This window comes from Pseudomonas ficuserectae, assembly GCF_024584585.1.
GTDB classification, from domain to species: Bacteria; Pseudomonadota; Gammaproteobacteria; order Pseudomonadales; family Pseudomonadaceae; genus Aquipseudomonas; species Aquipseudomonas amygdali.
Map to the genome: position 1 here is coordinate 61609 of NZ_CP085684.1, position 13064 is coordinate 74672.

Consider the following 13064-nt stretch of genomic DNA (forward strand, 5'->3'; position numbering starts at 1 on the left):
GATAACGGCAGCGTCCGATGCTGAAATTTGCCCTCGGACGGCAGCCTCTACTGCTTCAACGAACCCAGCAGGCTTTGCAAAAAGCGCTCGCCCGCGTTCATCTGGCTCTCCTCGATAAACTCGTCCGGCTTGTGTGCCTGCTCGATGGAGCCAGGCCCGCAAACCACCACCGGCACGTTGAGCCGCCCGGCGAACAGGCCGCCTTCAGTGCCATAGGAGACCTTGATGTGCTGAGTGCCCGGTGCGGCAAATGCATGCAGCATGCGCACTGCTTCAACACTCGGATGAGTCTCCAGCGCCGGGTACTCGTTCATCACTTCGATTTCGATTGCGGCCACGCCCGACAATTGTTTCGCCTCGCGTACCAGCACTTCGGCGCGCTCGCGCAGTTGCTCCAGCAGCACGTCGGGATTGTCGCCCGGCAGGTTGCGGTATTCGAATTCCATGGTGCACAGGTTGGGCACAATGTTCAGCGCCTTGCCGCCATCGATACGGCCGATGTGCACGGTGCTGTAAGGAATGTCGTAACCCTCGTCACGCGCGCCTTGTTGCTCGATCTGCTTCTGGCTGTTGCGCAGCTCGGCGATGAAATCGCTGGCCAGATGAATCGCGTTGACCGCTCTGGGTGCCAGCGACGAATGCGCCTCCTGGCCTCGGCAGAAGGTGCGATAGGACGCTTTTCCCTTGTGCCCTACGGCAAACTGCATCAGGGTCGGCTCGCCAACCACGCACAGGAACGGGCGTACCGGTGCCAGATGCAACACATCCAGCAGCCGCCGCACGCCGACACAGCCGATCTCTTCATCGTGGGACAGCGCCAGTTGCAGCGGACGGATCAGGGTCATGTCCGCCGCATCGAGCATCGCGTCGATGGCCAGGGCAATGAAACCCTTCATGTCGCAGGTGCCACGACCGTAGATGCGCCCGTTGCGCAGGGTTGCCTGAAATGGCGGCATCGTCCACGCCTGGCCCGCAGCAGGAACCACGTCGGTGTGCCCGGAAAGCAGCACGCCGGGTACATCACGCGGGCCGGTGCTGGCGAACAGGTTGGCCTTCTTGCCGGTCTTGTCCTTGACGATCAGCGACTCGATGCCTTTGCTGGCCAGCAGTTCACGGACGTATTCGATCAGCGCCATGTTCGGCTCCGACGACACGGTGTCGAAGGCGATCAGGCGTTTGAGAATTTCCAGGGCGCGGGGGCTCATGAGGCTTTACTCGCTTGTTCGGTAACGATTTCAAAACGGCGAATGTCGAACGGGCTGATCGAGGTGCTGGTGGTGCCGGTGCTGATCAGTTCAGCCATCACGTCGCCCACGCCCGGACCGAGCTGGAAGCCGTGACCGCAGAAGGCAAATGCATAGAACAGGCCATCGACCTTACCGCTGCGGCCCATCACTGGCAGCGAGTCCGGCGTGTAGCCTTCAATGCCGCTCCACACGCGGATGATGTTCAGGTTGCCGACACCGGGCAACAGCCGACGCATCTGCTGCACCTGATTGATGATGCTGCGCGGCTCGACGTAGGCGCGGCGGTTGACCATGTCCGGCTTGCTGCGAAAACCACCGCCGATGACGATGTTGCCACGTGCGATCTGCCGAAAGTAGATCACTTCGTGAGGGATTTTGGTGAACACGCCGATGACGGTCGGCAGCGCATAAGGCACCGGTTCGGTCACGGCCATCTGCGGACCATTGGTTTCCAGCGGTACGGGCTCGCCAAACTGCGCGGAGAGTTTTTGCCCCCAAGCACCTGCGGTGATCAATAATTGATCGGCAGTAAAAATGCGCCCGTCAGTGGTAGTGACTTCAAATTCGTTACCGACCTTTTCCACATGGGCCACCTCGGTACGCTCTTCGATGCGCGCCCCGGCACGAATCGCTGCGCGCGCAAAAGCCGGTGCAGCCAGACGTGGGTTGGCGTGGCCATCGTGCGGCGCGTAGGAGCCGCCCTTTACGTCCGGCCCGAGAAACCCGAAACGCTCGTGCAGTGCCTTGCCGCTGTAGATTTTCAGGTCCAGCTCACGGGCCTCCGGGGCCGCTGCATAAGCTTCCAGCTCAGCGATTTCATCCTCGCGATAGCAGACGCGCATGTGCCCGCTGGGCAGAAACTCCAGGTCTTCGCCGATCAGCTCAGGCAACCGCTGCCACAGTGCTCTGGAGCGGTTGGCCAGTTCCAGCTGACCGAGGTGCCGGCCTTGGCGCCGTACGTTGCCGAAGTTGACGCCGCTGGCGTACTGGCCGATCACGTCGCGCTCCAGCAGGGTCACCGACTTGCCGCGCTGACGCAGAAAAAACGCCGACGCAGAGCCCATGAAGCCGCCACCGACAATCAGCACATCCACTTTCGGTTGTTTCATGAGACCACCTCGTCCACCAGCATCGACAGCGGCTTGACCGGTGCCTGCCCGCGCTGACGACCGACCTGCTCGACCGGCACACCGGCCTGGGCAGCGATTACTTCGGCACCGGCCTGCGAGCAATAACGGCCCTGGCAACGGCCCATGCCAACGCGACTGAAAGCCTTGGCGCGGTTGACTTCGCATGCGCCTTTTTCACGCACCACGCCGCGCAATTCACCGGCGCTGATCATCTCACAGCGGCAGACAATCGCTTCATCGGGCAACGCAGCTGCCTGGGCAGCAGGCCAGGGAAACGCTTCGGTCAGCCCGACACGGAAGCGGTCCATGACCTGCAGATTCTTGCGCACCTCTTCGCGGCGCGAGTTATCCACAGGCCGGCCCAGATCGTCCAGCAACGCCATCGCCGCCAATCGCCCTGCCTGTTCGGCAGCATCGGCACCACGGATTTTTGCGCCGTCGCCCGCTGCATAAACGCCGTTCACCGAGGTGCGACCGTCTTCGTCGACCGCCAGCACCCATTGCCCGGACGCGTCGTCGAAACGCAGTTGGCATCCGGCCAGGTCAGCCAGCTGGGTTTCCGGGCGCAGGTGATAACCCAGCGCCAATGCATCGCAATCGACGGTCAGCGAGTTACCGTTGGCGAGCTTCACGCGCACGCCGGTCACACCGTCCTGCTCGCTGCCGATAATTTCTTCGGGCTGCACGCCCAGGTGCACCGGCACTTTAGCGCTGTACAACTGGGCCAGCAGTTTCATGCCGTTGAACAGCAAGCCAGGGCGCGCGAGCAATTTGGGCATCGCGCCGATGCGCTTGCTGAACGGCGAGGTGTCGAGCACGGCGGCCACATCGGCACCGGCTTTGACGTACTGGCTGGCGACCAGGTAAAGCAACGGTCCGCTGCCCATGAACACCACGCGACTGCCGATGGACACCGACTGCGACTTGAGCGCGATCTGTGAGCCGCCCAGGCTGTAGGTGCCTGCCAGTTGCCAGCCCTTGATCGGCATCAGCCGGTCGGTGGCCCCGGCACACACGATCAGTGCGTCGTATTCCACCACGGTATGCACGCCCTGGCTGGCACAGCACAGCTCGCCATGCGTGAGGTTCCAGGCCAGTGTGTCGGGGCGATAGTCGATTTGTGCGCGCAGGCGATCAAAGCTTTCGTGCAGGTCACGCGCCTTGGCTGCTTCGGTGCCATACAACGCTGAATAATCGCGCTTGAAGCCTTCTGGCTGACGGCGATAGATCTGCCCGCCGTCGCGCCGGTTTTCGTCGATCAGAATCGGTTTGATGCCCGCCGCCAGCAAGGTTTCGGCGCAACGGGTGCCCGCCGGGCCAGCGCCAATGATGACGACTCTCGGGCTGGGAGGATTCTGAACGTCTAACCGTGAAGAAGTGGCCATTTCGCCTCCGGTTGGGTGGTGACGATATCGAGTCCGTCGCGGACTTCATTGGAGCAGGCGCGCAGGCGCTCGCCGCTGCGGGTCCAGACCCAGCAATCCTGACAGGCGCCCATCAGGCAAAACCCGGCACGACGTCCGGAGTCGAACTCGGACTGGCGCAGCGTGGCTTTGCGGGTCAGCAACGCCACCATCAAGGTGTCGCCCTGCAATGCTTCTATGTGCGCGCCATCGACCATCAGGCTCACAACCGGGCGATCACGTTCGCCCAGTCTCACAAAACGGCCACTCATGCGTAGGCTCCCACGGTCACAGGATTAAGGTTTTCTTGCACGGCCTGCAGCTCGTCGCTGTCGCGATGGCAGAGGATTTCGCTGCCGCCTGCGATCATGCGACGGCTCGGGGCAGTCTTGTTGCACAGGCCTTCGACACGTGCCGGGCAACGGTTGAGGAAGGTGCACAGCTCGGGGTTGCTGGCCGGGGCGCTGATGGGTGGCAGCTTGCCGCTGGTCACACCGCAGGTTTCCAGCCAGCCCTGACGCAGTTCTGGCACTGAGTGCACCAGCAGGTCGGTGTACGGATGGAATGGCACACGGCTGAACGCTTCGCGGCTGCCCTCTTCGACCTTGTGGCCGCTGTACATCACCACAATGTCGTCGCACAGCGCGCGGACGGTGGAAATGTCATGGCTGATGAACAGGTAGGAAACACCCAGCTTGCGGCGCAGTTCGCCGAGCAGTTCAAGGATGCACGCGCCCACCACGGTGTCCAGCGCCGAGGTCACTTCATCACAGAGGATCAGGTCCGGCTTGGCCGCCAGGGCGCGGGCCAGGTTGACGCGCTGTTTCTGCCCGCCCGAGAGTTCGTTGGGGCGCCGCTCGGCCAGCTCGCGAGGCAGGCGCACCAGGTCCATCAGCTCATCGATGCGCTCGCGCAGGGCCTTGCCCTTCAGGCCGAAATACATCTTCAGCGGGCGGGCCAGAATCGCGCTGATGCTGTGCATCGGGTTGAGCGCGGTGTCGGCGTTCTGGAACACCATCTGGATGCGCCGAAATTGCTCTTCGGTGCGTCCCGCCAAGGTGCCGGACAAGTCGGCACCGTCGAATGTCAGGCTGCCGTGCGCCGGGTCCAGAAGACCGGCGACCACACGGGCCAGGGTCGACTTGCCCGAACCGGACTCGCCGATCACGCCAATGGCCTGGCCACGGCGAATGGTCAGGTCGATGTCTTCCAGCACGCGAATCATCGGCATGCCTTGCAGGTTCTTTTTGCCGTAGCCCGCCGTCAGGCCCCTGATGGTCAGCAACGTGCTGTCCTTGACCACCTCGCTGGCCGGTTTCAGTACTTTGTCGGGCCGCGCCGCTGCCAGCAGGCTGCGGGTGTAGGCGTCTTCCGGGCCTTTGAGCAGCGCTGTAGTGCTGCTCTGCTCGATAATCCGCCCGCCATTGAGCACCACGATCTGATCAGCCATCTGCGCCACGACGGCAAGGTCGTGAGAGACATAGACTGCCGTCGCACCGCGCTCGCGCACCACCCGCTTGAAGGCGCGTAGCACGTCGATCTGCGTGGTGACGTCCAGCGCCGTGGTCGGCTCGTCGAGGATCACCAGCAACGGGTCGCTGATCAGCGCCATGGCTGCCATCACGCGCTGCAACTGACCGCCCGAAACCTGATGCGGGTAACGCTGGCCGATGCTTTCCGGGTTGGGCAAGGCCAGGTCGCGGAACAGTTCTACGGCCTTGGCTTGCAGGTCTGCACGACTGCCCAGACCATGAATCAGCGCGCCCTCGATAACCTGATCAATAAGTTTTTTTGCCGGGTTGAAAGCCGCCGCGGCACTTTGCGCGATGTAGGAAACACGGTTGCCGCGCAGGCCCTGCAACTGGCTTTCGGGTAGGCTGAGCATGTCGTGCTCGCCCACCTGAACCACACCGCCGGCCAGTTTGCAGCCGCGTCGGGCATACCCCAAAAGTGCCAGCGCGATGGTGGTCTTGCCGGAACCGGACTCGCCGATCAACGCCAGCACTTCGCCTTTTTCCAGCGCGAAGCTGACGCCTTTGACGATTTCCAGCTCGCCCTGATCGCCATCGGCAACCACGCGCAGGTCTTGCACACGAATCAACTGGCTCATTTTCAATGCCCTCCCGAGCGGCGACCGCGCCGTGAGGCGAGCCGGTCGATGAACAGGTTGACACCGATGGTCAGCGTGCCGATGGCCAGCGCAGGGATCACGATGGCCGGCGCGCCTTGACTCAGTCCGCCGATGTTCTCGCGTACCAGCGAGCCAAGGTCGGCATCGGGCGGCTGCACACCAAGCCCCAGAAAGCTCATGCCGCTGAGCATTAACACGATGAAGCCAAAACGCAGCCCCAGGTCGGTCATGACCGGGTTGAGCATGTTCGGCAGAATTTCCCGGCAGGCAATGTAGATACGACCCTCGCCGCGTGTGCGCGCCACTTGCACGTATTCCAGCGCTTCGATATTCACCGCCAGGCTGCGCGCGATACGAAACGCTCCCGGCGTGTAGCTCAATACCGCCGTACAGATCAGCAGCACCTCGGACGAGCCGAACGCCGAGACCATGATCAGCGCCAGCATTTTGCTGGGGATCGAGATGAACGCGTCCATCAGGCGACTGATGATTTCGTCCAGCCATTTTGGCGCGACCACTGACAACAGCGCGCAAAGCGTGCCGATGCCGCTCGCCAGCACCGCCGAAATCAGCGCCAGGCCCACCGTGAAGCGCGCGCCGACCAGCACCCGGCTGAGCATGTCGCGGCCCAGGTAATCAGTGCCGAACGGATAAAGCGCGCTCATGTTTTCAAACATGTTGTCGGAAACCACTTCGCCGACAGCATGTGGCGCAAGCCAAGGACCGAACAGCGCGACCATCAGCCAGATGAAGCACACCGTTGCGCCCAGCAGGCCAAGCCATGAGGTGGGGCGGGACGCTTTTTTGCGCAGCACCGGTGCCGGCGCTTCAGGCGTCGATTTCGCAATGAATTGAGTCATTGGGTTCTCAGCCTCGGATTGGAAAGAATTGCACACAGGTCGGCCATCAGCACCAGACCCAGGTAAGCGGAGCAGAACAGCATGGTGCAGCCTTGAACCAACGCCATGTCACGGTTGGTTACAGCGTCGACCATCAGGCTGGCGATGCCGGGATAGTTGAAGATGGTTTCAACGATAACCACTCCACCCAGCAGGTAGGAAAGGCTCAGCGCCACCGCGTTGACGATGGGCCCGATAGCGTTGGGCAAGGCGTGGCGCAGCACGATACGCACCGGGCTGACGCCCTTGAGGCGGGCCATTTCCACATACGGGCTGTCCAGTTGGTCGATGACCGCAGCGCGGGTCATACGCGCCATTTGCGCCACGATCACGCAGCACAGCGTCATCACCGGCAACGCGTAAGTGCGCATGAATTGCCACGGCGAGCTGACGTCACCGCCATACGACAACGCCGATAGCCAGCCCAGGTTAACGGCGAAAATCAGCACCGCCAGGGTTGCCACCAGAAATTCTGGCACCGCCACCAGGGTCAGCGTGATGAAACTCAGCGCACCATCAAGGCGGCTGCCGCGGTACATCGCTGCGCCAATGCCCAGTGCCAGCGCTAGCGGTACCGAGACCAGCGCGGTGGTTGCCGACAGCATCAGGGTTTTCGGAAAGCGCCCGGCAATCAGCTCGGACACCGGCATCGCGTTGGACACCGACTCACCGAAGTTGCCGCCGAGCAGGTTGGTCAACCAATGCAGATAACGCACCACACCTGGCTGATCCAGGCCCAGTTTTGTACGCAATGCGGCGACCTGTTCAGGCGTCGCGAATTGCCCAAGGGCCTGTTGTGCCGCGTCTCCAGGCAACACCGCCGTAATGGCGAAGACCACGATGGAAACGATCAACAACGTCACGATCGCCGCGCCGAAGCGCTGCACGATCAACCAGAGTGTGTTGCTATTCATCTGCATCCTCCTGCTCGGTTCAGCGTTGCATTTACGCGTCCAGCCAAACCTGCTCGCTGAACATGTAGCCCATGAAGCCGCCCAGCGGGTTGCTGGAATAGCCCTGAACGCGCTTGTCCACGCCGTCGATGTTGCTGATGAACACGGGGATGCCGATGCCGCAGTTCTGGCTTACCAGGGTCTGCATGTCGCCGTACATTTTGGCGCGCTTGGCGTCGTCGGTTTCCCCGCGGGCCAGCAGCAGCAACTGGTCGAACTGATCGTTTTTCCAGCCGGATTCGTTCCACGGTGCCGAGGACTGGAAGAACTGCGAGAAGATCACGTCGGCGTTCGGTCGCGGGTTGATGTTGCCGAAGCTCAGCGGGTGCTTCATCCAGTGGTTGGACCAGTAACCATCGCTCGGCAGGCGGTTGACGTTGAGCGTCAGCCCGGCCTGTTTGGCCGACTGTTGCAGCAGCACGGCGATGTCCACCGAACCGGTCGCAGCAGGCGATGCCGCTACGGCCATGGTGATTTTTTCCATGCCGGCTTTCTTGAGCAGGAATTTGGCCTTTTCCGGGTCATAGGCGCGTTGCGGCAGGTCAGTGTTGAAGTAACGCGAGCCGGGCGCAATCGGGTGGTCGTTACCGACGCGGGCATAGCCACGGAACACGGCCGATTTGACCTGCTCACGGTCCAGCAGGTACTTCATGGCCTCGGTGAATTCCGGGCTCTTGCCGGGCATCTGGTCCTGGCGAATGATCAGGTCGGTGTAGTTGCCGGACGGCGCATCCACAACACGGTGCTTGGCGCTGGCCGCGATGCGTGTGGTCGAACGCGGGTTGACCTCGTTGATCATGTGCACGTCGCCGGACAGCAGCGCGTTGACCCGCGACGGCTCGTCGGCAATGGCAATGAATTCGATCTCGTCCAGGTACGGCAGGCCTGGCTTCCAGTAGTTAGGGTTGCGCGCACTGACCGAGCGCACGCCAGGGTTGAATTCCTTGACGGTGAACGGGCCGGTACCGATGCCCTTGCTGAAATCAGTGGTGCCTTCGGGCACGATCAGCAGGTGCGAAACCGCGAGGATCGATGGCAATTCGGCGTTTGGCGAGCTGAGGGTGATCTGTACTTCCAGCGGGCCGGTGGCCTTGATCTCGGAAAACTGCGCCATTAGCGGCAGGACTTTCGAACCGGTGGCCGGGTCCTTGTGGCGCGACAGGGAGAACACCACGTCGCCAGCGGTCAATGCCTTGCCGTTGTGGAAGGTCACGCCCTGGCGCAGGGTTACGGTCCAGACCGTGGCGTTGTCGCTTTCGATCTTTTCGGCCAGCTCCATGTGCGGAACCAGATGGCTGTCGAAACGGGTCAGACCGTTGTAGAACATGAAATGGCGAACGTAGTCGGTAGACAGCGCGCCTTTGGCCGGATCAAGTGTGTCAGCGGTGGAGCTGGACATGCCCGCTACACGAATGCGCCCGCTTGGCTTGCCTTTGACAGGCGCATCGGCGTCATCGGCAAAAACCTTGCCCGCTGCGCCGAACAGGCTGGTGGAGCCCGCCGCAACCACACCTGCAACACCCAGCATACGCAGCGCATCGCGCCGCGACAGACCACGATTGAGACCTTCGAAAACACGCAGGCTGTCTTGGCCTGTGATCAGCTGGGAGTCGGTTTTTTTGTCAGCCATATCAGTTCTACCTGTCGAAAAGGGAAAATTCCGAGTTGCTCACGGTTGGCCGGAGCGTCCTTCAAGCACACACGACGGTTAAACAAAAACTCAGTGGCGGCTGTCCTGATAGCGGTAATACGCGCCTACCAGCGGCAGAAACCACGGCTTGCCGAAGTGGCCGGGAATGGCTGGCCAGTTCAGGTCTTTCCAGGGATTGGCCAACGCCTTGCCTTCCATGACCTCAGCCATCACCCGCCCCATGTGCACCGACATCTGCACACCATGGCCGCTGTAGCCCATCGAGTAGAAGACGCCGTTGTGTTCGCCTGCACGCGGCAGACGGTCGGACGTCATGTCCACCAGTCCGCCCCAGCAGTAGTCGACCTTGACGTGCGCCAGTTGCGGAAACATCTGCACCATCGCCGCTTGCAGCACCTTGCCGCTCTTGGCATCGGAACTGCTATTGGACATGGCGAAGCGTGCCCGCCCGCCGAACAGCAGGCGGTTGTCCGGGGTCAGACGGAAATAGTTGCCGATCAAACGGCTGGTCACGTAAGCGCGCTGGTTGGGAAACAGCTGGTCAATCAGCGCCTGCGGCAACACTTCGGTAACGATGACGAAACTGCCGACCGGCACGATGCGTCGGCGATACCAGCCCAACCCGCCGTGCTGGCAGGCACCGGTCGCCAGTAACACCTGCCCGGCCTGAATGGAGCCTTTCGAGGTGTTGACTACGAAGCCGCCACGGTTGGCTTTCCAGTCCTTCACCGTGGCACCCTGATACACCTTTGCGCCGTGGCGCACGGCTGCATCGGCCAGGCCCAGGCCGAAACGGCCAACGTGCATCTGCACACCGTTGCGCTGCAAAAGGCCGCCGTGGAATTCGTTTGAATCGATTTCGCCGCGCACGTCCTCTGCGGACAGCAACTCTACGTCGGCATCCACCTCACGACGAATCAGCTCGCAGGTACGCGCCAGTCCTTCGTAATGTCCTGGCTTGGCCGCCAGCTTGAGCTTGCCGTTACGCTTGATGTCGCAGGCGATGTTTTCCTGCTCGATCACCGTGACCACGCTCTGCACCGCACTTTCATAAGCCTTGTAATACTCGCGGGCCTGATCGGCCCCCAGGGTCGCGCTCAACGATGCGTAGTCCTGAGCCACACCGGTATTGCACTGTCCGCCGTTGCGGCCCGACGCTTCGCCGATCACCCGGCCAGCCTCCAGAACCACCACGCTGGCACCTTTCAAGGCCAATGCACGCGCCGCCGCAAGACCGGTGAAACCGCCACCGACCACCACAACGTCAGCCTGCCCCTCCACTGCGCCGTCCTGCGCGCCGGTAAAGTCTGGAGCCGTATCGAGCCAGTAAGACTCACTGCGCATTCTGTTCCCCTTGTCACTCATAGAAGAGCACCTTGAAAAATGCCGGTGTTGCGCGAGTTGTCCGGTTTAGAGGCCGACCAGCCCGGCCAGCCCGCCAATGTCCGGGATCTGGTGGTATTCGTAGAAGCTGTTGGCTGGCTGTTCATGACCGCGAGCCACGAATGCCTTGTTCTTGATTTTCATGTCGTGTGCGGAAAACAGGTCGTAACGGAAGCTTGAAGACACATGCAAGATGTCTTCCGGGCCGCAACCCAGGTTGTCGAGCATGAATTCGAACGCAGCCAGACGTGGCTTGTAGACCTTGGCCTGGTCAGCGGTGAACACCTTGTGGAACGGCGCGCCGAGCTTTTCGACGTTGGACATGATCTGGCTGTCGCTGGCGTTGGAGAAAATCACCAACGGGATCTTGTCGGCGATTTTCGACAGACCGGCGGGCACATCGGCGTGTGGGCCCCAGGTCGGCACGGCGTCGTAATACAGCTGGCCTTCTTCGCGGTATTCAACGTTCCAGCGCTTGCAGGTGCGAGCCAGTGCAACCTTGAGAATTTCGTCGTACGGCATCCAGTCACCCATGACCTGATCCAGACGATACGCCGAAAAATCCTTGACGAACTGATCCATCTGTTCGGCCGGTACGCGGTCGGCGAAGAGCTCGCGCGTCATGGTGCCCATGTGGAAATTGGTCAACGTGCCGTAGCAGTCGAACGTAATGAATTTTGGTCGAAGAAAGCTCATTGTGTGCGGTCCTGAAAGTTCGTTGAGGTCATGGCATGACGAGCAATCCGGCCTCATTTCCAAGGGCGGTGATGCACGCTGCAGCACAACCTCATTACAACACCGTGAAATCAGCATATGGCGTTAAAAGTGATGGCTGCTTGATAGAAACCACCGTTTTGAGGTGCGCGCTCAGCAGACTTTGCGGGGCGCTCCAGCCTTGGGCAGAGCCCGGTTTTCGGCGCTTTTTTGACCCTTTTCAGGGCGCTCGGGCTCAAACACGCGGGTTTGCACCGCAGAAACTGCGCCGCGCCAGTGATCTGTGAGCAGCAAATTCCGGCGGCTATATAAAGAGCCTGAAACCGAAGAAAAACCACAAGCATTTGCTGCCGGGTGCCCACCCGATTTAAGCAGTAACTGTGGTCTGGAGAACGGCGGTTTGTGGAATCTGCCGAATGCTTGCAGACCTCTTGTCAGCGCCCGCAGCAGGTGGGATACAGCAAGCCTGCCGCAGCCTTTTATTTGCCGGTGCATCCTTCTGGACGGAGACACGTCATGCTCGCTCAGCAACGCCTCGACTTTGAATTTCGCCCCATGAACGCAGCCGATGTCGGTAACGCTCATGAGTTATCCATTGCCCTGAAGTGGCCGCATCGACTGGAAGACTGGGCCATGCTGCAACGGGTCGCCCAAGGCTTTGTTGCAGTACACAACGGTCGCTTGATCGGCAGTGCCTTCGCCTGCCATCAGGGCGAGTTTTCCACTATCGGTCTGGTGATTGTCAGCGACGACTATCAAGGCAAGGGCATTGGCCGCAAATTGATGGAGCTTGCTGTCGGCTGCGTGCCGCCACGCACCGCCATCCTCAATGCAACACTTGCCGGCGCCCCGCTGTACGAAAAAATGGGCTTCGTCAGTTTTGGGGAGGTTCAACAGCGTCAGGGGCAGGCACAACTGCCTGACACAACCGCATTGAAAGCACAGGAAAGCAGTCGTGCGTTGAGCGAGGCTGACCATGCTCGCGTGCTGGAACTGGCCAATGCCGGTTCGGGTATGGACCGTTCGGTAACGCTGGGCGATGTGCTGAATAACCTTGAGCACGCAGTCGGCATCGAACGCGATGGCCAGTTGCAGGCTTTTGCCCTGTTGCGTCCGTTCGGCCGTGGCCTGTGCATCGGCCCTGTCGTCGCCCAGACGGTGGAACAGGCCAGGCACATGATCGAGCAACTGCTGGCCAAAGTGCCTTACGCCTTTGTACGCATCGACATCCCGACCGACTGCGGCCTGGCCGACTGGCTGGACGAAGCCGGCCTCAAGCGTGTCGATAGCGTGACCTGCATGAGCATGGGCGCAGTTCCGCAAGCCAGCCAGGGCGTGCGCCAGTTTGCGCTGATTACCCAGGCGATCGGCTGATCGCCCGGAAAAACATCATCGTGCCAACGCTCTGCGCTCAGCGTTACACAAAAGTGCGGATGAGCTCTAAAAGCGGGGCTGAAACCGCAGTGGCAGGCTGGGCAGAAACCTGCAGTGGGAGCGAACTTGTTCGCGAAGACGGTAATTCAGGCGATATATTTTCGAAGAATATACCGGCC

12 protein-coding genes are annotated in these 13064 nt (G+C 61.2%); 1 reads left to right on the top strand and 11 read right to left on the bottom strand.

Annotated features, from left to right (window positions below):
• Positions 1-47: 47 nt before the first annotated feature.
• From argE to LJU29_RS00315, 11 genes are all read right to left on the bottom strand, one after another.
• Complete coding sequence (gene argE / locus LJU29_RS00265; protein ID WP_257111508.1) at positions 48-1205, bottom strand: acetylornithine deacetylase; 1158 nt, start codon at positions 1203-1205, stop codon at positions 48-50.
• Positions 1202-2356 carry an NAD(P)/FAD-dependent oxidoreductase gene (locus LJU29_RS00270; RefSeq protein ID WP_004659574.1) on the bottom strand — a complete coding sequence of 385 codons (1155 nt, stop codon included), beginning with the start codon at positions 2354-2356 and terminating at the stop codon, positions 1202-1204. Before LJU29_RS00270 ends, argE begins: the two co-directional genes overlap by 4 nt.
• On the bottom strand, positions 2353-3762 hold the full coding sequence (locus LJU29_RS00275; protein ID WP_257111509.1) for an FAD/NAD(P)-dependent oxidoreductase: 1410 nt from the start codon (positions 3760-3762) through the stop codon (positions 2353-2355). The genes LJU29_RS00270 and LJU29_RS00275 overlap by 4 nt, the downstream gene beginning before the upstream one ends.
• Positions 3741-4052, bottom strand: a complete 312-nt coding sequence (locus tag LJU29_RS00280) for a (2Fe-2S)-binding protein (protein WP_257111510.1) — start codon at positions 4050-4052, stop codon at positions 3741-3743. The genes LJU29_RS00275 and LJU29_RS00280 overlap by 22 nt, the downstream gene beginning before the upstream one ends.
• Positions 4049-5890: an ABC transporter ATP-binding protein gene (locus tag LJU29_RS00285; protein WP_257111511.1), complete on the bottom strand. Its 1842-nt coding sequence runs from the start codon at positions 5888-5890 to the stop codon at positions 4049-4051. The genes LJU29_RS00280 and LJU29_RS00285 overlap by 4 nt, the downstream gene beginning before the upstream one ends.
• 2 nt (positions 5891-5892) lie before the next feature.
• On the bottom strand, positions 5893-6771 hold the full coding sequence (locus LJU29_RS00290) for an ABC transporter permease (protein WP_257111512.1): 879 nt from the start codon (positions 6769-6771) through the stop codon (positions 5893-5895).
• Positions 6768-7724 carry an ABC transporter permease gene (locus LJU29_RS00295; protein ID WP_002555958.1) on the bottom strand — a complete coding sequence of 319 codons (957 nt, stop codon included), beginning with the start codon at positions 7722-7724 and terminating at the stop codon, positions 6768-6770. Before LJU29_RS00295 ends, LJU29_RS00290 begins: the two co-directional genes overlap by 4 nt.
• Before the next feature lie 31 nt (positions 7725-7755).
• Positions 7756-9393 carry an ABC transporter substrate-binding protein gene (locus tag LJU29_RS00300; protein ID WP_257111513.1) on the bottom strand — a complete coding sequence of 546 codons (1638 nt, stop codon included), beginning with the start codon at positions 9391-9393 and terminating at the stop codon, positions 7756-7758.
• Between the two features lie 90 nt (positions 9394-9483).
• The gene (locus LJU29_RS00305) at positions 9484-10758 is read right to left on the bottom strand and encodes an NAD(P)/FAD-dependent oxidoreductase (protein ID WP_005782355.1); all 1275 of its coding nucleotides are present in this window, start codon (positions 10756-10758) and stop codon (positions 9484-9486) included.
• 66 nt (positions 10759-10824) lie between these two features.
• On the bottom strand, positions 10825-11493 hold the full coding sequence (locus LJU29_RS00310; RefSeq protein ID WP_002555961.1) for a haloacid dehalogenase type II: 669 nt from the start codon (positions 11491-11493) through the stop codon (positions 10825-10827).
• 171 nt (positions 11494-11664) lie between these two features.
• On the bottom strand, positions 11665-12096 hold the full coding sequence (locus tag LJU29_RS00315) for a hypothetical protein (RefSeq protein WP_257112925.1): 432 nt from the start codon (positions 12094-12096) through the stop codon (positions 11665-11667).
• On the opposite strand from LJU29_RS00315, the gene LJU29_RS00320 reads away from it, so the two are divergent.
• Positions 12028-12885 (top strand): GNAT family N-acetyltransferase, encoded by an 858-nt coding sequence (locus LJU29_RS00320; RefSeq protein WP_257111514.1) that lies wholly within the window; start codon positions 12028-12030, stop codon positions 12883-12885. The two genes, LJU29_RS00315 and LJU29_RS00320, sit on opposite strands and share 69 nt — an antisense overlap.
• Positions 12886-13064: the final 179 nt, after the last annotated feature.

Excerpts from the sequence above, each read along its gene's own strand:
- LJU29_RS00315 (WP_257112925.1), bottom strand. The coding sequence starts at position 12,096 with ATGAGCGTTACCGACATCGGCTGCGTTCATGGGGCGAAATTCAAAGTC.
- argE (WP_257111508.1), bottom strand. The coding sequence starts at position 1,205 with ATGAGCCCCCGCGCCCTGGAAATTCTCAAACGCCTGATCGCCTTCGAC.
- LJU29_RS00290 (WP_257111512.1), bottom strand. The coding sequence starts at position 6,771 with ATGACTCAATTCATTGCGAAATCGACGCCTGAAGCGCCGGCACCGGTG.
- LJU29_RS00270 (WP_004659574.1), bottom strand. The coding sequence starts at position 2,356 with ATGAAACAACCGAAAGTGGATGTGCTGATTGTCGGTGGCGGCTTCATG.
- LJU29_RS00275 (WP_257111509.1), bottom strand. The coding sequence starts at position 3,762 with ATGGCCACTTCTTCACGGTTAGACGTTCAGAATCCTCCCAGCCCGAGA.
- LJU29_RS00305 (WP_005782355.1), bottom strand. The coding sequence starts at position 10,758 with ATGCGCAGTGAGTCTTACTGGCTCGATACGGCTCCAGACTTTACCGGC.
- LJU29_RS00320 (WP_257111514.1), top strand. The coding sequence starts at position 12,028 with ATGCTCGCTCAGCAACGCCTCGACTTTGAATTTCGCCCCATGAACGCA.
- LJU29_RS00310 (WP_002555961.1), bottom strand. The coding sequence starts at position 11,493 with ATGAGCTTTCTTCGACCAAAATTCATTACGTTCGACTGCTACGGCACG.
- LJU29_RS00295 (WP_002555958.1), bottom strand. The coding sequence starts at position 7,724 with ATGAATAGCAACACACTCTGGTTGATCGTGCAGCGCTTCGGCGCGGCG.
- LJU29_RS00280 (WP_257111510.1), bottom strand. The coding sequence starts at position 4,052 with ATGAGTGGCCGTTTTGTGAGACTGGGCGAACGTGATCGCCCGGTTGTG.
- LJU29_RS00300 (WP_257111513.1), bottom strand. The coding sequence starts at position 9,393 with ATGGCTGACAAAAAAACCGACTCCCAGCTGATCACAGGCCAAGACAGC.
- LJU29_RS00285 (WP_257111511.1), bottom strand. The coding sequence starts at position 5,890 with ATGAGCCAGTTGATTCGTGTGCAAGACCTGCGCGTGGTTGCCGATGGC.